We start from the raw sequence: 21,216 nt of genomic DNA on the forward strand, positions 1-21,216 counted from the left end.
TAAACTTATGGGATTCCTTGCACGTATTACGAGCGCTGGTAAATCCAGCAATGCTAATTCATCGCTAGCCACTGGCGGACACGCGATTAATAAAGATGTGGTGCTAGCCCCAACTGACGTAACAGCCATTAATCCCATGAACGCTGGGACATGGCAAACAGTCAGAACCGCACCAATTAACGACATTCCACGCTATTTTACCAAGGAAGAAGCTACAGCACTTAAAGAACTTGCCAAGCAATGCACCGAAGGCGCAAGACAGTCAAAACGTGCCTATCGCTCACTTAGAAAGATAGAAACTGCTGATGCTGAGGTACACAAACATCATAGAAATTATGTTCGCGGCGTGGCTGACAGCGAACTTACCAAAAAACGCGCCGACGTTGCAACAGCTCGTCATCTGCACCGCCAACGTCCGGAGTATGCTCGTTTGGGGGTTGGCTTGGACAACTCCGAAAACCGAGCCAATCAACGGATTGAAGAACTAAAAGCAAAAATCAAGGCGGCTAAGTAATGTCTAAGGCGGTACACCTGGGGGCTTGGTTTTTACTTGGCTGTATCGCCTCTAGTTCTGTAGCTTGGCTAGGGGCGTTACATCCGGCATTATTTCGGGTGATGTGGGTAATTTACATCATGTGTGCTGCGGCGTTGGTCGTTGCATTACTTACGGATGATGCGGTTCGCCCCTTCCTCAAGCTCAGTGAGCATGATTACTATGCTTTATTAATTGCGATCGCGTTTTCAATTTTCCTGGGGGGGGTGCTTTCATGGCTTCTCGGTGGTTGAAAACTAATTGCTTGGCATCGGCTACAGCTGCATTCTGGCTGAGTGCTTTGTCACCACTTCCCCCAATTGGTAAGGGCATCAGCTACGGCTTGGCAATTGTCGCCAGTGTGCAACTGGTGCAGGAATCTAAGCGGCTGATGGTCGATGATTCACGCCGGCTTGTACTGCTAGCGATGAATGAAGAATTAGAAGATGTGGAGATTGCACTCCACACCCAGCAACAAGAAATTGCATTGCAAGAAATTTATGGAGCTTCCGAGCCAACTTACCCGCCGGAAGTTCGGGAGGAATTAACCCAATCACTAGAACACTTGTATGGTGAGCCTAGCGCAAATCATCCAGATGAGCTTACGGCTTCCACTTCCCAGAAAAAAGCTTTGTATTTAGCGGTGAAAGCTTTGCTTGAAAGTGAGGGGAAGACTTATGTAATTGAAAAAGTACTTCGCGTTAGGTGGGCTAAGGGTGAGCAGATGTTACAGCAAATTTTAGATGAGGGTGCAGCCAATGGGTGGTGAAATTGCGATCGCGTTGAGAAGGAAGGAAACGCGATCGCATTTTTTGACCCAAAGACTTGAAACGTTTACAAGGTAAAAATTATCACAAAAATTGATATGGAATTTAAGTTAACCCGCAATGGTTGTTTATTTTTTCGATTAGGGAAGCTTCGAGTTGATAGCTTCGCTCACAGAGACGAAAATCGTTGGTTTAATCCCTGGGGCTGGTTTTGTTGTTGCTGGGATGGCATTTGTTTTTTTGAACTTAAATAATCAATATCAATCCAAATAACTTTTAACACCATGACTAATTTAGAAAACATCCCTCAACCCGATCCATCTTGGGACTACTACGAAATCTGGAATTCACTAGTTGCTATCAAAAGCCGGATAGATACGGCATTAAATTTTATAGCCAAAGCTGAACAGGCAGACAATGAAACCGATGAAAAGCTGATCGAAATATTAGAGCCAGCTTCAAACGAACTAGAGGAAATTATTGACAAGGATTTAGAAGAGTTTTTTTAGCCTGATGAGCCAGCTTGACTCACTGGCGAAACGCGATCCAAATTGCGATCGCGTCGCGGTCTGAGTCCAAATCAGTCGCCAGCATTCCTAGATGTAACTTAGGGCTTTGAAGCAGAAGAAGGCTTTTAGCTTTTGGAATTTCGCAAGCTCGGTTACTGGGGGATGCTGTTTAAATCCCAATGTCTTGAGAGTGAAGCAGGCTTACGGCCTTTGGGTGATTCTTAGACAACAACGGGAATTTTAAAAACACCACCCCATGCAAAACAAAATCAAAATTTTGGGGCTTGATGTCAGCAAGTCCTCAGTTTCCGCTTGTTTGCTTGAAAGTAAACCGGCTCAAGTACGTCAATTTTATTATGAATATCAATTTTTGAAATTTAACGCCAACCGTGCAGGAATTACCGCAATGCTGGCGTTAAATGCTGATATTGCAGTAATTGAACCCACAGGTACAAACTATAGTTTAATTTGGGCTGAACATTTGCGCCGTGCTGGTGTTGATGTCTTGTCAGTTGGTCACAAGGAATTAAGAAATTACCGGGCTAATCATTTAGCTTTACCAGATAAAGATGATGATGCGGATGCTCTTGCACTGGCTTGTTATTGGTTTGACTATTGCGGGGATACTACACGATTTGTTGATAACCGTTGCGGGATAATTCGCCATATTAGGCGGTTAATCTTGCGATTGGGACATCTCAACCGGGTGCAGTCGCCAATTGTTAACCGACTCAGACAAGATTTAGCTTGGCAGTTTCCAGAGGTAGCTTTATCAAAGTCCCAGCCGGGAAAGTTAGGGGTAGCTCCTTTGTGGCTGTGGTTAGCCGGTGAAACCCAATCCGTAAGATACAATGCTATGTACCAAAACAGCATTGGCTTAGGAATTGGTGATGAGGTAAGATTTCACGCTCAAAGGCTTTGCAGCCTGCAACGTGAGGAACGGTTGATTGAATCGGAGTTGCAGCAGTTATTGAGCGATACCCGGTTTACTGTTTACACAGAAGCTTTTAATAAATTTGGCTTTGGGCTGCGACTGCAAGCAATGATCATGAGCCAAATTTACCCGGTTGAATTTTTCCTCAAGGATGGCAAACCAGAAGTACAAATTCGCAAAGGCAGGAAATCCGGGAAGCCTACCAAACGATACATATCCCTGAGAAAATTTCAGAAATGCTTGGGGCTTGCACCTTCACTAGAATCATCAGGTGATAAGCACCAATCTAAAGTCAATAGTGGTTCCAAGCTTTGCCGCAAAGCTTTTTGGCAGTGGGTTTTTACTCGCTTAGAGGTGAAACGCAGTAGGCTTAACAATGAAATTTACACAACTTTATGTGAATTTCTAGATACCGAAAAAACTTTAGGCAAGCCAATTCGATTAGTGCGATCGCGTGTTGCTTCCAAAGCTGTTAAATTGTTGTTTAGGGAGTTAGTTAAACCTATCAAGGATTGAAATCTTTGAAAACCTTTTAGTTTTCCTTATGTCACGGGTAACAATCACCCATAATCCCTATGAGGGATTGAAACACCGGAAGAAAAGGCTTAGAAGCTTGGGTGATGCTGGTGATAATTACCGATAATCCCTATGAGGGATTGCAGCAAAAACAACTAGAGTGAAATTCCTGGATTGACTAGCTTGACAGCTATTTAGCATAGAGTAACTGAACTGAGGAGAAATTTCTGTTCAAGTTCTTGGAGTTGATAAAAAGGTAAAGAAACTTGTACAAAAAAATATTTCATCTTGATTTCATCTCTAAATGTCAAGCTGAAAGTGTAGGATGTTCTCGCAGATGAAAATATATAATTTAATTATTTTCTTAAAATTTAAGCGGTCAAACAATCCTATATTTCTGCTTAATTACTGAGTATTTTGATTAAGTTTACTGATAAAAACTTTATCTCACAACTTCCTCACAATATTTTGATAGTTTACTGAATATAAATTGTGGTTAACTCCTGCAATTAGGAGGATTTATGAAGACAAACAAATTATTTTATAGCTTAGCTGGTTTATTGGCTAGCAGTGCTATCTCTGGATTAGTAGTTTTCAATAACGCACAAGCGCAAGTTTCCAACTCGGAACATAATAATCATCAACCATCTACAGAAGTTAATCCGCCTAAAGGGATGATGGGGCAAATAGATCAACATTTTATAGAAATGATGATTCCCCATCACAATCAAGCTGTAGAAATGGCAGATTTGGCATTTAGTCTGGCGAAACATCCAGAAATTAAAAAGTTAGCATTAGCAATTAAACAAGACCAAAATCGCGAAGTTTTACAAATGAAATCTTGGTATAAAGCATGGTACGGTCAAGATGTACCTGCTACAGGGATGAATCATCAAAATATGATGGCAATGCATGGGGGTAGAGGTCAAAATACACAGTCAATGAACTGCAATATGATGGGTATGCAGGTGGATTTGACAGCATTAAAAAATGCACCAGATTTTGACAAAGAATTTATTCAGCAAATGGTTCCCCATCATCGCATGGCTGTGAAAATGGCACAAATGGCTAGTAAAAAATCTACCAAACTAGAAATTAAGAATTTGGCTGAGTCGATAATTAAAACTCAAACTACTGAAATTCAGCAAATGGAGCAATGGTATCAGACTTGGTATAATTCTAAGCTGGAATAAAATTGCATTTTGGAGCGATTTTTGATTTTTAGCGATCGCAATAATTGCCACTGTTACAATAATTTATTAGTAGGGGCATGGCAGTGCCATGCCCTCTAGAATATATTGATGTGTAGCTGGCATAATCCCTAAAAATATTTGTGTTTTAATCAGCTGCGCCAATCAGGGTAAATGCAGCCCAATCTAAAGGATGGGAATATTGTTTTTTGGTAGTCAGTATTGCTTGACGTAACGCCACAGCTTTATCAGGATTTTTCTGGAGTTGGCGATAAAATTCGCTCATTAAAAAAGCAGTGGAATCATCATTTACAGCCCACAGGGAAACAATGACACTGGGTACGCCAGCGGTAATTAAAGAACGGGATAAACCGATGACACCATCGCCTGTAATATTTCCACCGCCAGTGTTACAAGCGCTGAGAACTACAAGTTCGGCGCTGAGTTTCATATCGAGGATTTCGCTGGCTGTGAGAAAGCCGTCGTCCTGTTTGCTGGAAGTTAGAGCGATCGCACCAGGTACGCCTAATCCTTTAAAATCATCGAGTAAGCCGTGAGTGGCAAAATGAATTATTTTGGCTTGGCTCATCTTGCTAATAATGGCTGTTTCTGTCGCTTGGCTTCCAGTAATCGCTTGGGTTTTCAATAACTCAGCAATTTGCTTTGCTTCTTTTTCTGCACCAGGAAGTGGTGCTAATTTTTCCTCTGTAATCGGAATTTTTGGCATAATCGGATTCCCAACCACCAGCACATCTTTGAGAGATGTATTCAGGTTTTGTTTCTGCTTGCGGGTTAATTCTAAAACTTGAATAGCTGGTGCAGTTAAAATAGTATGCTTATCGATTAAATACTTGCCTTGTTCATCTTGCAGTGCGGGGAAAGGTACTAGAAAAAGGGATTCTTGCGGAACGAAGATGACACGAGCGTTAGCATCTGTTGGTAAATGTTCGGCAATTGGTTTAATTAATATTTGGTAGAGTTTTTGTAACTGTTGGGTATGATTGATTTTTGGGTTAGGCTTGACTGTAATCCCACCACGTTCTACAACATTTATCGATTTCCGACTGAGAGTAACTAAATCCTTGAGGGGAATATCTGCAACTTTTGGCAAATTAACTTGCTTAAAAGTAATTTCACCTGTAGGTTTTATTAGCCAAATATAGAGTAATTTATCATCGATGGTTGAATATTGGATGAGAGTTGCATTCTCAACTTTAGCGATGTTTTGAATTTGCTGGATTGTCAGGGGTTTAATATCTGATTGTAGGTTTGATTTATTGGATTGTTTGGAAGCGAGTAACTCAACAAAGGCTCTAGCTCTTGCGCGATCGCTCACTTCTAAGGCAGAATTAATTTTATTCTGGGCAATCAGTGCTTGTTGTAGAAAGCGGTAAGTAAAAGCTTGTTGTTCAAACAGCGATACTTTATCCGCATCAGTTAAACCAGGGCGTAACGACTCTAAAATCTCAATTGCAGCAAATAGACTCTTTTCTGCATTGGCATACTCGCCTAATTTGAGGTAAAGTGCGCCAATATTATTCAGACTAATTCCTTGTCCTGGTTTATCGCCAACTTGTTGACGAATGGCTAAACCTTGCTGAAAAAATTGTAATGCTTGGGGATATTTTGCTAATTTATAGTAAATTGAGCCTATATTGTCAGTAGTTACCCCCTCACCTGCTTTATCGCCTACTTCTTTGGCAATTACTAGAGATTTTTGATATAACTCCAATGCTTGGGGATATTGTCCGAGATTCTCATACACTAAACCAGTATTATGCAAAGTTGTTCCTTCCCCTTGCTTATCGCCGATTTCTCTGCGAATAGCTAAAGCTTGTTGATAGGCTGTTAAAGCTTGAGGATACTGCTTTAAAAGGCGGTAAATCGCCCCCATATTATCAATAGTTCTCCCTTGTGCTGGTTTATCACCAATATTTTTGGCGATCGCTAGAGATTGCTGATAAAATTTTAAAGCTTTGGCATACTGTCCTAAACTTCGATAAACTGCACCAATATTGTTGTAAGTTAATGCTTCTCCCGCTTTGTCACCGATTTTTTCGTTAATCGCTAAAGCTTGCTGATAAAATTCCAAGGCTTCGGCATACTTACCCAAATTGCCATAAACTAAACCAAGATTATTCAGAACTGAACTTTCGCCAACTTTATTACCAATCTTTTTGTGAATAGTTAAGGCTTGCTGATAAAATTCTAAGGCTTTAGTATACTGTCCCATACTCTCATAAACTAAACCAATATTGTTGAGAGTTGTTCCTGTTTGGGCTTGGTTATTAGCTTGTTGGTAAATAGCTAAAGCTTGTTGATAAAATTCCAGTGCTTGCGCATACTTTCCTAAGTTGCGATAAACCACACCAATATTATTCAGACTGATTCCTTGCCCAACTAGATTATTAAATTGTTTGTGAATTGCTAAAGCTTGCTGATAGAATTCTAAAGCTTTGGTATACTGTCCTTGCTGGCGGTAAATATCTCCAATATTATTAAAAATTGGCGCTTGTGCGGCTGTGTTACCATTTTTTTTAGCAATATTTAAAGCTTGCTCATAAGCTGCGAGAGCTTGGTTGTACTGCCCCAAATTGCTATAAATGACACCAATATTATTAAGAATTGTCCCTTGTTCCTTTTCCAAGCCAAGTTCTTTCATCAAAGCTAAAACCTGCTGTAAGATTTTTAATGCTTCTTTAAATTGGCCTTGCTCGTAAAGTTGTGTAGCTTTTTGGTAAAGTTGCAATATTTGCTCGGCAATTTCTTTTTGTGTTGTTTGTGCTTGCGCTAGAAAAACAGAACCAGACAGAGGCAGAAAAACAGGTAATGAAACTAGGGAAAAAACTACAGTCGCAACAAAAATATATTTCCGGTAGCAATTCATGGGTAAGTTCTCCAGCAGCTTTTAAAGCATAAAAGAAACCGGGTTTGTTATCAACGCTGAACAACCCGGTTGTGATTTCAGACATCAGCATTATGCAATTTTTTAGCTAGCTTCCATCTCTTTAATAGCGTTATCAGCTTTCTGTGCCAACTCTAGTTTATTTTCTTGTTTAAACAGAGTAGATGCTTTGCGCAAATCTGCGAGGGCAGCGGCTTTGTCTTGTAAGGCATAATTGGTAAAACCGCGAAAATAGTAAGCTAAAGAAATATTGGGAGTAATTCCTAAAGCTGAGTCAAAATCTGATTTTGCTGATTGATATTGTTTTAAGTACATCTTGGCAGCACCTCTGCCAACGTAAGCATAAATATTATTAGGTTCAACCTGCAAAAGGCTGTTAAATTCATCTATGGCTCCCTGATAGTCTTCTTTTTCTAAACGCTCAATTCCTCTTTGCAGGTAAGCGTCAGCATTTTTTTCAGTATTTGAGTTAGGAACTTGTGCAGTCAGCTTTGCTGCTAGTATTGGTTGATTATTAAACAAGCTTTTGGCTTCAGCTTTGGGGGTATGAGTCAATGTTGCTAATGCGATAATGGCTACGGCAAATTTCAACCCTTTCATTGCTATTTCTCCTAAAATACTCAGTTTTAACTAGTTCCAAAATTAATTTGCTGCGTTCACCCCTATATATCTCTGGAGTGGCAAAGGTTATGCAAAAATTTCCCTGGCTACTATGTCGCAACTAGAAACCAAAAAAGCATGTTATACAATCTCAGTATCTCTACGTAGGTTAAAACTGATGATTTATAGGTGTAATTGAAAAAAATGTATGTTTACTGAAAGACAAAAAATTCAGTATTAATACTTTGATGACAGATGTGAAGTAAGGTAAAAAATAAGTTGCGATCGCACTGCAAATTTAGTTTCGCGACTCGTGAATCAAGTATACGAATCGTAAATCAAGTTTTCTCATTCGTAAATCAACTATACGAATCGCAAATCAAGTTTTCTCATTCGTAAATCAACTATACGAATCGTAAATCAAGTTTTCTCATTCGCAAATCAACCATACGAATCGTAAATCAAGTATACGAATCATGTAAAAGGATCACAATTGATAAACAAGGTAATTTGAATAAATTTCCTGATCTATATGATTAACTCGCGCGCTGGCTCATGCCCACGACCTAAAGCTTATGTTTACTATACATTTTATCCCTAGGAGAAATTCGGCTGTAGCCAACCTGCGGTATCAACAAGCTCGCAAATGTACAATTTGCGATAATGCCGATTGAGCAATTAACTGGGGATACTCTCAGTGTTTTTGCAGATACGTTCTCAGCACCCCATGCCCAATGCCCAATACCCAATATTTAAATCTCTAGCTTAGTGCTGATATTCTGACCAAAAAAATTGGTGTTATATAATAGATAAATAAGTAAATTAATATATAAAACATATAGTTATTGTGACCAATCAAAGCTCTGAAAATGTACTGAAATTACCGTTAGAAATAGCCCCAGATAAAGGCTATAAATTTAACTGGTTTGATTGGTTTTGCTTATGGTATCCTCCCGGTTGGCTAATATTATTTAACCGCCACTGGCAACATTACCATCAAGACCCAGAAGGCTGGAATTGGCTAGAATATATTTTGTTCTTATTACCTGGGGGATTTTATTTAGCGCTGCTAATCCGTTGGCTGCGGTTGGGCTGTCGCGCGCCAAAACAACAAATTGATGAATTCGATCCTCAATATCAAAAAGCCTTTAGTAAAGAATTGCTTGCTCCCATTGTGAAATATTATTTTCAAGGGGAATTAAACCAACTGGAAAACTTACCACAAACAGGGCCGTTAATTGTCACAATGAACCATGCGGGAATGAGTTTTCCTTGGGACTTTTTGACTTTAGCTGAATTATTAACTCAAGCACGAGGATGGACAGTACAACCCCTAGCCGGCACATCCTTATTTGAGCATCCTTGGATGGTTTGGTGGTTACCAGCCGGATGGTCAAAGGTTTTAGGCGGTGTTCGTGCTGAATTCTCTGCTTTTGAAGCAGGGATACAGCAACGAAAAATTCTATTGTATGCACCGGAAGGTTTGCGGGGGCCATTGAAAGGTTGGCGCAGACGCTATCAATTGCAGAAATTTGATGTAAGTTTTATGCAATTAAGCGATCGCTATCAAGTACCCATTCTCCCAGTAATTTGCGTTGGTAATGAGTATTTGCATCCTTGGACAATAAATTTTCAGAAATTGCAACGATTATTTAAATTACCCTTTTTACCCTTATCACCGTTGATGCTGCCGTTAATTCTATTTCCCTCAATGGGTGTTTGGGCAATGAAAACGCGCTTGCGTTATTATATTCAACCTGTGGAACATTTCTCTACGGCAGCCAGCTTTAATAATTCCCGTCAAAAGCGGACAAATGTATATCAAAGAGCGCAACAATTGCGAGCAAAATTACAAATGCAAATTAATCAGTTGGTGACTGGGCAATAAATTACAGATATAAGAATTTTAGTCAAGGGATTTCAGATTAAGAAAATCTGAAATTTTTTAGCGATCGCCTATTCCTCTGCACCTCAACAACCACGTTTGCTTAGTGAACTGCAAAAAATAAATTATCCCCAATTGTAGGGTTAGGGTCACCCCGCCCCTACGAGGTTGCCGGGTAAAATATTGATATTTGTTAATTGCCAGTCAAAATTTAAAGATTTATAATTTAATATGCATTTAAGTCACAAATTATTATTAGTAGTTTTTATTTTTACTTAAGCGTTAATAGCTCGTTATCTATAACATCAGCAAATATTCAGCAATTGTTTAGATATGAAAATTTTAGTTGTCGAGGATGACGAGTTACTGGCAGAAGTACTCAAAGAAATTCTCACTACCCAAAACTATGCAGTTGAACTAGCGAGTGATGGCAAGGGTGGCAAGGATTTAATCGAAACTTACGACTATGATTTAGTTTTATTAGATGTGCTGTTGCCCAAGCTAGATGGTATCAGTCTTTGCCGTTATATCCGCTCTCGCGGTTTGCAAATGCCAGTTCTGTTATTAACAGGATGCGATAGCAGTCATGAAAAGGCAATTGGCTTAGATGCTGGCGCAGATGATTATGTAGTTAAACCCTTTGACCAAGAAGAATTAGTAGCTCGCGTCCGCGCCTTATTACGTCGCGGTGGGAAAACAACCCAACCAGTGCTGGAATGGGGAAATTTACGCCTCGATCCGAGTAGTTGTGAGGTGATTTACGATCGCGAATTGCTATCTCTAACGCCGAAAGAATACGCTCTGTTAGAACTATTTTTACGCAATAGCCGCCGGGTATTTAGTTGCGGCATGATTTTAGAACATCTCTGGTCTTATGAAGATACACCAGGGGAAGAAGCTGTACGTACCCATATTAAGGGATTGCGTATGAAACTGCGCAATGTGGGAGCGCCTAGCGATTTAATCGAAACAGTTTATGGAATTGGCTATCGCCTCAAACCGCAGATAGGAGAAGAATCGGGAAATAAAGGCGAATCAGAACGCCCCAAATCTGTCAATGGTAATCAAAAAACACAGCAACAAACACTAGCAGCCGTGGCAGGAATTTGGCAGCGATTCCAAGGGCGAGTGCAAGAACAGGTGGGAGTGCTAGAGCAAGCTGCAACAGTTAACTATAAATCTTTAAGCCCGCAATTGCGATCGCAAGCCACCCAAGAAGCCCATACCTTAGCCGGTTCCTTGGCTACCTTTGGCTTACCCCTAGGTTCCAAAGTAGCGCGGAAAATTGAACAACTGCTGAAATCTGATAAAACCTTGACCCAATCAGATTTTAGTAAATTAAAAACTTGGGTGGAGCAATTACGTCAAGAAATTGACAGCAAACAAAATCAATCAGAATCCCCAGCACAAACACCCGATGAACAGCCTTTGGTGTTAGTGGTGGATAGAGAACAATCCTTAGCAGCCAATCTCAAACAAGAATCTGCTAACAGCAATTTGCAAGTAAAAATTGCTAACAGTATTGAAAACGCCAGACATATAATTTACCGCGAACATCCCAGCGTGGTGCTGCTCGACCCTAGCGTTTCTGTTAATCAAGAGGAAAGCTGGAGTTTATTAGCAGAACTTACCCGCAATCAGCCGCCAATACCAGTGCTAGTTTTAACCGAGCAGACCGATTTTACCAACCGTCTGCAACTAGCGCGAAACGGCGGACATACCTTTTTGCAAAAGCCCATGCCAACGGCACAGGTATTAGAAGCAATTACTCAAGTACTGCAACAAGCACCCCATGCCGAAGCCAAAATATTAGCTGTAGACGACGATCCCAAAATTCTGGCATTATTACAAACCTTACTCAGTCCGTGGGGATTGAAAGTTATCGGTTTAGAAGATCCGCGCCAATTTTGGACAACTTTACAAACAGTCTCTCCCGATTTGCTGATTCTGGACGTAGAAATGCCCCATACCAATGGCATTGAAATCTGCAAAGTAGTGCGCAACGATCAGCAATGGAGCGAGTTACCAATATTATTTCTCACAGTTCACAGTGATGCGGAAATAGTCAACCAAGTATTTAGCGTTGGTGCTGACGATTTTATCAGTAAGCCCATTGTCGGGCCAGAACTCGTGACGCGAATTATCAACCGCTTAGAGCGGATTAAATTATTGCGGCGGGTCACAAATAGCCGGAGTACCCTTCGACTTCGCTCAGGGTACGCAGTTAACAGTAGTTTGAGTGGGGTAGAAGATATTCCTGCGGTATCCCCGCACGCTTCGACTTCGCTCAGCGTGCCCCCTGCCTTATTAACTCCTCAACCAGAGAATCGCTGGCTGACGATTTTTAATGCTGAGCCAGATTGTGTGAAAATTCTTGCCGCTGATGGGACTTTGTTGGAAATTAACCCAGTAGGGATGATGCTGCTGGAGGCTGATAGCAACGAAGCCGTAATTGGTAAATCAGTGTATTCTTTAATTGCCCCAGAATATCAAGCCGGATTTCGCCAATTCCACACCAGTGTTTGTCAAGGAAATCAGGGAACTTTCCAGTTTGAACTAATTACTTTTAAAGGTAATCGTCGCTGGATGGAAACTCACGGCGTACCATTACCCAGTGAAACTGCGGGGAAAATAGTACATTTGGCAATTACCCGCGATATTACAGCATCCAGAAGGGCAGAAACAGAAATTCGTCGGGTAAATCGCACCCTGCAAGCATTGACAAATTGCTCACAAGTGCTGGTGCGTGCCAAAGATGAGTTAGATTTACTGCATAGAATTTGCCAAATGATTGTGGAGGTGGGCGGCTATCGCTTAGCTTGGGTTGGTTTTGCCGAAGATGATGCCCAAAAAACTATTCGTCCTGTCGCCCAAGCTGGTTATGAAGATGGATATTTGCAATCTCTCAATTTAACTTGGGCAGATACAATTAATGGCAGAGGCCCTTCAGGTACAGCGATTCGCAGCGGACAAAGGGCAATTATTCAAAATATCCAAACCGATCCCAATTATGAAATTTGGCGGTGTCAGGCGATTAAGCAAGGTTATGCAGCATCTATCGCCTTACCTTTAATTGCAGATAATCAAGTATTTGGGGCATTGAATATTTACGCCACCGCACCCGATGCCTTTGATAGCGATGAAGTACAATTACTCGAAGCATTAGCCGCAGATTTAGCCTATGGGATTATGGCATTGCGCAACCAACGCGATCGCCAACTCGCCCAAATTGCCTTGGAACAAAGTCAGCGCAGCTATCAACAGCTAGTAGAATTGTGTCCGGAAGCAATTTTTATTGAACGGGATGGTTATTTTGTCTTTGCCAATAGTGCCGCAGTGAAGCTATTTGGCGCTAAAGCACCCACAGAATTAGTTGGTAAATCAATTCTGGATTTTGTTCATCCTTATTCCCAAGAAGCGATGGGGGAAAGTTTCCGCCTCTTGAAGGAATATAAACAGGAAATTCCTTTACATGAAGCGCAATTTGTGCAGTTAGATGGAAATGCGATCGCTCTAGAAATCGCCGCTGCTCCTTGTAGTTACCAAAATCAACTCTCTTCGCAATTTATCATCCGCGACATTACCAAACGCAAGCAAACCGAAGCCTTTTTACATAAAGCTAATAGTGAATTAGAATTGCGCGTCGCCGAACGCACCGCTGAGTTAATTAGCTTAAATCGCAAATTACAGTCAGAATTGGACGAACGCCAAAAAATTCAAGAACAACTGCGGATTTCGCAAGCCAAATTTGCCCGGATTTTAGATATTGCTGATGATGCGATTATTTCCATCGATGCTGAGCAAAAAATTACCTTATTTAACCAAGGAGCCGAAAAAATTTTTGGCTATTCTGCTCAAGAAGCGATCGGTAAATCCCTAGATTTACTTTTACCCTTACGCTTTGCTCAAGCCCACCGTCACCATGTCGCAGACTTTGGCACATCTCCTAACCTAGCGCGGCGAATGGGAGAACGGCGAGAAATCTTTGGCAGGCGGCGGGATGGCACAGAATTTCCGGCGGAGGCTTCGATTTCCAAAGTAGACCACGGTCACGAAATTTATTATACGGTGATTCTGCGTGATATTACAGAACGCAAGCAAATCGAACGGATGAAAGATGAGTTTGTCTCCGTTGTCAGCCACGAACTGCGCACGCCTTTAACTTCAATTCACGGTTCTCTAGGAATGCTCGCTAGTGGGTTACTACCACCCACATCAGAACAGGGAAAACGCCTGCTGCAAATTGCTACCGACAGCACCGATCGCTTAGTCCGCTTGATTAACGACATCTTAGATATCGAGCGCATCGAATCGGGTAGGGTAAAAATGGAACGGGAAACCTGCAATGTGACTGAATTGATTGAATCAGCAGTCAATATTATGCAGCCTTTAGCCGACAAAGCCGGAGTAAAATTATCAATTTCCAGCATCTCCCTGGAGTTGTGGATCGATTCAGACAGGATTGTGCAAACCCTCACAAATTTACTCAGTAATGCAATTAAATTTTCCACCCCAGGCGCAACCGTGTGGTTAGTGGCTAGCCAAGAAGAAGATGAAATTATCTTCACCGTCAAAGATACCGGACGCGGCATACCAGAAGATAAACTAGATAGTATCTTTGAGCGTTTTCAACAAGTTGACTCCTCAGATTCCCGCAACCATGACGGTACGGGTTTAGGTTTAGCCATTTGTCAAAGTATTGTGCAACAGCATGGCGGGAAAATTTGGGTGGAAAGTACTTTAGAGCAAGGTAGTACTTTTTACTTTACAATTCCCATAGTGCGATCGCCCCAGACAGTCGAAATTCCCCCCACACCCCAGCAACCAGAAATCATAAATCAGCACGCACCCCTGGTTTTAGTGTGCGATGACGATCCCTTAATTAGTAAAGAACTGCAAAACTTACTAGAAACAGGCGGTTATCGCGTAGTAACAGTTACTATCGGTGAGGAAGCGATCGCCCTAGCCGCCAGCCTTCATCCAGATGTGATTTTACTAGATTTATTAATGCCGGGAATGAATGGTTGGGAAACAATGGCAGTATTAAAAGAACGACCAGATACCAAAGATATTCCCATTGTGATTTGTAGCGTCTACAAACCCAGCGTTAACAGTCAACCCAACGTAGACTTTGCTGATTGGGTAAGCAAACCAGTCCCCGAAAATTACTTATTACAATCGCTCAGACAGGTAGTAGCGAAATCATCCAAACGAGCGCGAATATTAATTGTCGAAGACGATCGCGATTTAGCGCAACTACTAATTACCTTATTTGAGAGACACGACATCGAAACCTTCCTCGCCCAAACCGGCAGAGAAGCCATTCACCTCAGCCAACAAGTAAATCCCGATTTATTAATTCTCGACTTAATTTTGCCAGAAAGCGATGGCTTTGCAGTGGTAGATTGGTTAAAACAGCACAATCAACTCTGTAGCACACCTGTAGTAGTTTATTCAGCCAAAGATTTAGACGAATCAGAACGCAATCGACTGAAATTAGGACATACAGAATTTTTAACCAAAGGACGAGTGACAACCCAAGAATTTGAACACCGCGTCATGGAGCTAATTCAAAGGATGACACAAAATCAACAAGAAGGTGATGGCAATGACACAAAAGCGAATTCTCGTGGTTGATAACGAAGAATATATTCAAGAAGTTGCCAAAATTTGCCTAGAAACCGTCGCCGCTTGGGAAGTGATGACAGTCAGTTCCGGCAAAGAAGGCATCATCAAAGCCGAAGCTTGGCAACCAGATGTAATTCTATTAGATGTGATGATGCCCGACATGGATGGAATCGCCACCTTTGAGAAATTACAAGCAAATCCAGCGACAAAAAACATTCCCGTAATTTTATTAACCGCTAAAATCCAAGCCGCAGATCGTCGCCGCTACGCACAGATGGGAATGGCAACTGCGATCGCGAAACCCTTCAATCCGCTAGAATTAGCAGGGCAAATTGCCACAGCTTTGGGGTGGTGAAGGGGCTAGGGGCTAGGGAGCAGGGGAACAAATGACAACTGTACGGGCGGGTTCACGGATATCTTCACCGATCAATGATGATCTTAATAAACCCGCCCCTACTAACAACTAACAACTAACCATTTTTAATTAAACGTTTTTGGAAGGCGACGACGACGGCTTGAGTGCGATCGCTTACTTCTAATTTCTGTAAAATGGCATGAATATGTACCCGCACTGTTCCCGGTGCAATATACAATTCATGGGCTATTTCTTGATTAGTTTTACCTGTGGCTAACAGTGAGAGAATTTCTTGTTCGCGTACAGTTAGGGGATTTACAACAGGCTTTGTTTGTTCTGCTATCTCCGATGGCGATGGTTCCGAACTCAAAGAAGAACGAATTTCTTGAGTTGCAGTTGCATCCCACCAAGAAGCACCAGTCGCTACAGAACGCAGCGCTAAAACTAATTTTTCCGCCGCAATTCCTTTGAGACAGTAGCCTTGCGCGCCGGCTTCAATTAGGCGTGTAATTAAGGGTTTTTGGGAATGGGAAGTCAGGACTAAAATTGGTAAAAGAGGATTTTGCTGTTTAATTTGTCTGCAAGCTTCAATTCCGCCAACTCCCGGTAAACCCACATCTAACAGCACCACATCGATAAGAGTTTGCTTAACTAACTCAATAGCTGTTTCCCCATCTTCAGCTTCCGCGACAATCTCTAACCCCGGTTCTTGTTGCAATCGCACCCGCAAACCTAAGCGAAACAATTCATCATCTTCAACTAGGAGAATTTTGATCATAATTGGGCATTGGGCATTAAGCATTGGGCACTTGTACTGAGTTTCGACTACGCTCAACTTACCGCGAAGTCGTACCCCTTCTCTTAAGCAAGCTACGCGGAGCGTCTCGTAAAGCCTTCTCTACGAGACGCTGCGCCAACGGCATAGATTCGCTTAGCGCGCAGCGTCTCCCCTTGGGAGAAGAGAAGTATTGGGCTGGGGGGCATTGGGCATTTATTTGTCTTCCTTGTCTTCTTTCCCTAGCCCTTAGCCCCTAAATTGGGTAAACAGGTATTTCCTGCGGCTGATGCGACAGGCGCAGACCGAGGCAGAACTGTTTAACCTCTGCGATCGCTTTCTTGTTGCTGAAGGAACGAAAACTTTAGCCCTAAAACCCTACTCCAGTGTATAACTACTAAAACCAAAACTAAGTAGAACTCAGGACATACAATCAATTAGCTCAAGTGCAATAAATCTCATTGGGTGCTTACAAGTTTAGCTAAAACAGAACTACGAAATGCCCAAATTGGTACTATTCGGACAAAATTATTGAAGTTAGGTGCAACTATCACTTTTAGCACCCAACAAATTTTGATTGCGATTACTAATGCTTGCCCTTACCAAGAGACTTTTGCAATTGCTTACAAGTATTTGAGTATGTTGCCTAATTTCACTTGATTTTAGTTGATTTAACCTGATTTAAACCTGAATTATTAACTTACACTTAGAGTTGGATTTATTCAATTCTAATTTTACCGTGTCTAGATTTTATCTCCAGAGGTTTTTTATTTGATTGTTTCAATGTTTAGAGTATTTAATTATCTAGTATGCTCAGTATTAATATTGAGGAATATCTATTTTTTTAAGTCTGAGTTATTTATGTATAAATTCGATTAGTCTGAATCTTGAGTATATCAATATTTTTTCTAACTTGTGAGAAATCCGGGTAATGAAGAGCAGGCTTTAACACACGCTATTGCAATTAAAGACGGAACTGCAATTCAAATGCTGTATCTAGACAAAGTTATACTGTGTTATCTATGTGGAGAATATAATCAAGCTGTACAAACCGATGTTGTGGCAAGGCAACATTTTGAAGAGGTGACAGCAATAACAGTTTTACCTGTATTCTGTTTGTATCACTCTCTGGCGCTTTTGAGCCTACCGCTCGATGCTTCAAACTCCCAAAAAGTAGCTTGGTTCAATTGTGTTAACATCAACCAAGAAAAGATGCAGAAATGGGCAGAACACACTCCCATGAATTATCTACATAAATTTCATCTAGTCGAGGCAGAAAAAGCGCGAGTCTTAGGGCAATTTTTTGAGGCTGAAGAGTTTTACGAGCGAGCGATCGCAGGTGCTGCTGAAAATGAGTTGATCCAGGAAGAAGCACTCGCCTATGAATTAGCAGCAAAACATTATCTGGCGCGAGGTCGGTCAAAAATTGCCCAAACCTACATGAAAGAGGCGCACTATTGCTATGATCGCTGGGGCGCAACTGCTAAAGTTAAAGATTTAGAAAAACGCTATCCACAACTCCTCAACACCAACCTAGTTCGGCAATCACATTCAATCGTGACCGATGAAACGATCCGTCATCCGACTGCGGCGATAGATTTGGCTGCGGCGATGAAAGCGGCTCAAGCCATCTCAGAAATGATCCATCTCGATCAATTAACTGCAACGTTGATGCAGGTAGTGATAGAAAATGCCGGAGCCGAAACTGGCGCTCTGGTTCTCCTGGAAGATGATCGGCTCACTGTTGTGGCTCAGTGCAGTGGGAGTAGACAGTGTAACCTGGAAAAGATCGCTGTTGCTGGCTGTGCAACAATTCCTGTCTCCGTCATCCAATCAGTAGAACGCACATCTGAAACTCTGGTGTTTGATGATGCAATCAGCGAACCGTCTTTTTTGACTGATCGGTATATTCAAAACCAACAGACGCGATCGCTCCTGTGTATGCCCATTCTTAAGCAAAATCAGCTGATTGGCATACTTTATCTGGAGAACAATCTCAGTACCGGAGTGTTTACTAGCGATCGCTTACAAGTCCTTAAACTGTTGATTGCTCAGGTAGCAATTTCACTGGAGAATGCTCGGTTATATGAACGGTTATCGGATTATTCTGAAACACTGGAAAGGAATGTAGAAGAGCAAACTCAAGCTTTGCAGCAGGAGATCGCGGAACGGCAACAAACCGAAGCCGCATTGAGACAAAGTGAAGCAAATTATCGCAACCTGCTACAAACCGCGAATTCCGTGATCATTCGCTATGATCCGCAAGGACGGATTCGCTACATCAATGATTATGGGGTAAAACTTCTTGGCTATGAAGAACATCAGATTTTAGGGCGAACCTTATTTGAAACAATCATTCCAGACATCGAAATCTCTGGACGCGATGTGAGACCCTTTGTCCATGATTTACTTCGTAATCCTCAATCGTACCCGCAAGGCGAGGGTGAAAACCTGTGTCGAGACGGTCGGCGAGTTTGGGTTGTTTGGTCAAATCAAGCCATCTTCAATGAACAGGGAGATGTCGTTGAAATCTTATCGGTTGGCAATGACACCACCCAGCGTAGACAAGCAGAAGAGGCATTACAACGCAGTGAAGCCAAGTTCCGAACTATTTTTGAAAACTCACAGGTTGGTATCTACCGAACCCGCACCGATGATGGCTTAATTCTCAATGCCAATCAACGCTTTGCCGATCTGTTTGGTTTTGATTCACCCCAAGAGATTATTGGAATTGAACACACTATAGGCTATTGGGTCAATCCCAGCGATCGCCAACAAGGCATTGAGGTGATGAAGCGGGATGGGGAAGTGCGAAGCTTTGAAGCACAGATGCGAAAACGAGATGGGACAGTGTTTTGGGGGCTTTTCTCTTCTTATCTGAATGCAGACGATGACTACATCGAAGGGGTGCTTGCGGATATTAGTGATCGCAAACAGGCAGAAGTAGCATTGCAAGCCTCTGAAGCAGAGCTACGGGCGCTCTTTTCAGCCATTCCTGATCCGCTGTGTGTTTTCAATGCTAAAGGGCAAGTGATCGGCGCAATCAAAGGAAATCCGTCATATGGAGAGTTGCATAGGGAGGAGTATATTGGTAAAACACTGCATCAACTCTATGATACGGAACAAGCCGATGAATTCCTGAGTTACATTCAGCAGGTGCTGAGAACCCAACAAGTACTCACAGTTGAATACAGCCAGTGGATAGCTGGACGAGAAATCTGGTTTTCGGCTCGCATTGCACCGATTCGGCACGAACAGGTGATTTGGATAGCGCGAGATATTACGCTGCAAAAGCGAGCAGAAGCAGCCTCAATTTTGGAAGAACGCAACCGCATGGCGCGTGAAATTCACGACACACTCGCTCAGGCGTTTACAGGCATTCTGGCTCAGGTGGGAGCGGCAAAACAGGTGCTAACGGATGATGTAGAAGCAACTGAGGCACACCTAGACCTGATCAAAGAATTGGCGCGAACTGGACTGGTTGAAGCGCGGCGATCGGTAGTAGCGCTCCGTCCTCAGCTTTTGGAGGAAGGCAGTCTACAGAGCGCTCTACATCGTCTCGTTGCTCAACTCAGAACTGCCGCAATGGATACCACTTTATATTATGAGATTGAGGGTGCAGTATATTCTCTGCCGACTGAAGTCGAGAGTAATCTACTGCGGATTGGGCAGGAAGCCTTAACCAATGCGATTCGACACGCCAATGCTGATGAAATTCGAGTGGAGCTAATCTACGATCACGATCAGTTTTGCTTGCGCGTGAGAGACAATGGACAGGGCTTTGGAGTTGGGAGTATTCCAGCCTCTCTTGGTTTTGGCTTACTAGGCATGAGCGAACGGGCAGAGCGCATCGGCGCACAACTCACGATTCGGAGTCAACCTGGAGAAGGAACAGAGATGATTGTTACCGTCGATCGGGAGGCATCACAATGAGCCAAGCCATTCGGGTTCTCATTGCAGACGATCATGCTATTTTTCGGCAAGGATTAGCCACCATTATTAACCGTGACCCAGATATGCAGGTGATTGCCCAAGCCGAAAATGGGGAACAAGCGATCGCTCTATTTGGGGAACACCAACCGGATGTCACGCTCATGGATCTGCGAATGCCTGAAGTGGAAGGAGTTGCCGCCATCGGTGCAATTTGTGCTACTGCTAAATCTGCTCGGATTATTGTACTGACCACGTATGATAGTGACGAAGATATCTATCGGGGATTGCAGGCAGGCGCAAAAGGATATCTGTTGAAAGAAACTGAACCTGACGAGCTTCTGAATGCGATTCGCACCGTTCATCGGGGTCAGCAGTATATTCCGCCGGATGTAGGAGCAAAGTTGGCACAGCGCCTCAGTAATCCAGAACTGAGTGAACGAGAACTAGAAGTACTCCGCTCACTGGCTCAGGGAATGAGCAATGCCGATATTGCAGCTGCTTTGAGTATTGGTGAAGGCACTGTCAAATCTCATGTCAATCGGATTTTGAATAAATTGGATGTGAGCGATCGCACCCAAGCTGTAATTGTTGCTGTTAAACGCGGCATTGTTAATTTATGAGGCGTACTTTCGATAGAATTGGGATTCTAACTTGAGTTAGAACCAGCCTTCTACTCCACGATGGCAT

At 42.3% G+C, this 21,216-nt stretch carries 15 protein-coding genes; 12 read left to right on the plus strand and 3 right to left on the minus strand.

The window, feature by feature from the left end:
• Positions 1 to 7: 7 nt before the first annotated feature.
• The 6 genes from H6G41_RS08970 to H6G41_RS08995 all read left to right on the plus strand — a co-directional run bounded on the left by H6G41_RS08970 (position 8) and on the right by H6G41_RS08995 (position 4,451).
• Positions 8 to 514, plus strand: coding sequence for a hypothetical protein (locus H6G41_RS08970; RefSeq protein WP_190745618.1), 507 nt, complete (start codon positions 8 to 10; stop codon positions 512 to 514).
• A complete protein-coding gene (locus H6G41_RS08975) occupies positions 514 to 786 on the plus strand; it encodes a hypothetical protein (protein WP_190745619.1) in 273 nt (90 codons plus the stop codon). The genes H6G41_RS08970 and H6G41_RS08975 overlap by 1 nt, the downstream gene beginning before the upstream one ends.
• Positions 768 to 1,301 carry a hypothetical protein gene (locus H6G41_RS08980; protein ID WP_190745621.1) on the plus strand — a complete coding sequence of 178 codons (534 nt, stop codon included), beginning with the start codon at positions 768 to 770 and terminating at the stop codon, positions 1,299 to 1,301. Before H6G41_RS08975 ends, H6G41_RS08980 begins: the two co-directional genes overlap by 19 nt.
• Before the next feature lie 282 nt (positions 1,302 to 1,583).
• Positions 1,584 to 1,808 (plus strand): hypothetical protein, encoded by a 225-nt coding sequence (locus tag H6G41_RS08985; protein ID WP_190745623.1) that lies wholly within the window; start codon positions 1,584 to 1,586, stop codon positions 1,806 to 1,808.
• A gap of 256 nt (positions 1,809 to 2,064) precedes the next feature.
• Entirely contained in the window at positions 2,065 to 3,258 is a 1,194-nt protein-coding gene (locus H6G41_RS08990) for a transposase (RefSeq protein ID WP_190745625.1), read from the plus strand.
• A 521-nt stretch (positions 3,259 to 3,779) separates the two neighbouring features.
• Positions 3,780 to 4,451 carry a DUF305 domain-containing protein gene (locus tag H6G41_RS08995; RefSeq protein ID WP_190745628.1) on the plus strand — a complete coding sequence of 224 codons (672 nt, stop codon included), beginning with the start codon at positions 3,780 to 3,782 and terminating at the stop codon, positions 4,449 to 4,451.
• 145 nt (positions 4,452 to 4,596) lie between these two features.
• On the opposite strand, the gene H6G41_RS09000 is transcribed toward H6G41_RS08995, so the two are convergent.
• Positions 4,597 to 7,335, minus strand: a complete 2,739-nt coding sequence (locus H6G41_RS09000) for a tetratricopeptide repeat protein (RefSeq protein WP_190745630.1) — start codon at positions 7,333 to 7,335, stop codon at positions 4,597 to 4,599.
• A 102-nt stretch (positions 7,336 to 7,437) separates the two neighbouring features.
• A complete protein-coding gene (locus H6G41_RS09005) occupies positions 7,438 to 7,953 on the minus strand; it encodes a hypothetical protein (protein WP_190745632.1) in 516 nt (171 codons plus the stop codon).
• 847 nt (positions 7,954 to 8,800) lie between these two features.
• Here H6G41_RS09005 and H6G41_RS09010 point away from each other — a divergent pair.
• The 3 genes from H6G41_RS09010 (at position 8,801) to H6G41_RS09020 (ending at position 15,821) form a co-directional block, all read left to right on the plus strand.
• A complete protein-coding gene (locus H6G41_RS09010; protein WP_190745634.1) occupies positions 8,801 to 9,841 on the plus strand; it encodes a 1-acyl-sn-glycerol-3-phosphate acyltransferase in 1,041 nt (346 codons plus the stop codon).
• A gap of 330 nt (positions 9,842 to 10,171) precedes the next feature.
• Positions 10,172 to 15,475: a response regulator gene (locus H6G41_RS09015; RefSeq protein WP_190745636.1), complete on the plus strand. Its 5,304-nt coding sequence runs from the start codon at positions 10,172 to 10,174 to the stop codon at positions 15,473 to 15,475.
• Positions 15,447 to 15,821 carry a response regulator gene (locus H6G41_RS09020; protein WP_190745638.1) on the plus strand — a complete coding sequence of 125 codons (375 nt, stop codon included), beginning with the start codon at positions 15,447 to 15,449 and terminating at the stop codon, positions 15,819 to 15,821. Before H6G41_RS09015 ends, H6G41_RS09020 begins: the two co-directional genes overlap by 29 nt.
• A gap of 115 nt (positions 15,822 to 15,936) precedes the next feature.
• Here H6G41_RS09020 and H6G41_RS09025 read toward each other — a convergent pair whose 3' ends face one another.
• Positions 15,937 to 16,623, minus strand: a complete 687-nt coding sequence (locus H6G41_RS09025) for a response regulator transcription factor (protein WP_242037848.1) — start codon at positions 16,621 to 16,623, stop codon at positions 15,937 to 15,939.
• 438 nt (positions 16,624 to 17,061) lie between these two features.
• Between H6G41_RS09025 and H6G41_RS09030 the strand changes: the two genes are divergently transcribed.
• The 3 genes from H6G41_RS09030 (at position 17,062) to H6G41_RS09040 (ending at position 21,149) form a co-directional block, all read left to right on the plus strand.
• The gene (locus H6G41_RS09030; protein WP_374939413.1) at positions 17,062 to 17,256 is read left to right on the plus strand and encodes a transposase; all 195 of its coding nucleotides are present in this window, start codon (positions 17,062 to 17,064) and stop codon (positions 17,254 to 17,256) included.
• A 951-nt stretch (positions 17,257 to 18,207) separates the two neighbouring features.
• The gene (locus tag H6G41_RS09035) at positions 18,208 to 20,529 is read left to right on the plus strand and encodes a PAS domain S-box protein (protein ID WP_199316103.1); all 2,322 of its coding nucleotides are present in this window, start codon (positions 18,208 to 18,210) and stop codon (positions 20,527 to 20,529) included.
• Positions 20,526 to 21,149, plus strand: a complete 624-nt coding sequence (locus H6G41_RS09040; RefSeq protein WP_190745640.1) for a response regulator transcription factor — start codon at positions 20,526 to 20,528, stop codon at positions 21,147 to 21,149. The genes H6G41_RS09035 and H6G41_RS09040 overlap by 4 nt, the downstream gene beginning before the upstream one ends.
• Positions 21,150 to 21,216: the final 67 nt, after the last annotated feature.

It is taken from the genome of Tolypothrix sp. FACHB-123 (assembly GCF_014697075.1).
Lineage (GTDB): Bacteria > Cyanobacteriota > Cyanobacteriia > Cyanobacteriales > Nostocaceae > Aulosira.

What these genes read in the sequence shown, in the direction of transcription:
- H6G41_RS08970 (WP_190745618.1), top strand. Translation starts at nt 8, where the DNA reads ATGGGATTCCTTGCACGTATTACGAGCGCTGGTAAATCCAGCAATGCT.
- H6G41_RS08975 (WP_190745619.1), top strand. Translation starts at nt 514, where the DNA reads ATGTCTAAGGCGGTACACCTGGGGGCTTGGTTTTTACTTGGCTGTATC.
- H6G41_RS08980 (WP_190745621.1), top strand. Translation starts at nt 768, where the DNA reads ATGGCTTCTCGGTGGTTGAAAACTAATTGCTTGGCATCGGCTACAGCT.
- H6G41_RS08985 (WP_190745623.1), top strand. Translation starts at nt 1,584, where the DNA reads ATGACTAATTTAGAAAACATCCCTCAACCCGATCCATCTTGGGACTAC.
- H6G41_RS08990 (WP_190745625.1), top strand. Translation starts at nt 2,065, where the DNA reads ATGCAAAACAAAATCAAAATTTTGGGGCTTGATGTCAGCAAGTCCTCA.
- H6G41_RS08995 (WP_190745628.1), top strand. Translation starts at nt 3,780, where the DNA reads ATGAAGACAAACAAATTATTTTATAGCTTAGCTGGTTTATTGGCTAGC.
- H6G41_RS09000 (WP_190745630.1), bottom strand. Translation starts at nt 7,335, where the DNA reads ATGAATTGCTACCGGAAATATATTTTTGTTGCGACTGTAGTTTTTTCC.
- H6G41_RS09005 (WP_190745632.1), bottom strand. Translation starts at nt 7,953, where the DNA reads ATGAAAGGGTTGAAATTTGCCGTAGCCATTATCGCATTAGCAACATTG.
- H6G41_RS09015 (WP_190745636.1), top strand. Translation starts at nt 10,172, where the DNA reads ATGAAAATTTTAGTTGTCGAGGATGACGAGTTACTGGCAGAAGTACTC.
- H6G41_RS09020 (WP_190745638.1), top strand. Translation starts at nt 15,447, where the DNA reads ATGACACAAAAGCGAATTCTCGTGGTTGATAACGAAGAATATATTCAA.
- H6G41_RS09025 (WP_242037848.1), bottom strand. Translation starts at nt 16,623, where the DNA reads ATGCTTAATGCCCAATGCCCAATTATGATCAAAATTCTCCTAGTTGAA.
- H6G41_RS09035 (WP_199316103.1), top strand. Translation starts at nt 18,208, where the DNA reads ATGAAAGCGGCTCAAGCCATCTCAGAAATGATCCATCTCGATCAATTA.
- H6G41_RS09040 (WP_190745640.1), top strand. Translation starts at nt 20,526, where the DNA reads ATGAGCCAAGCCATTCGGGTTCTCATTGCAGACGATCATGCTATTTTT.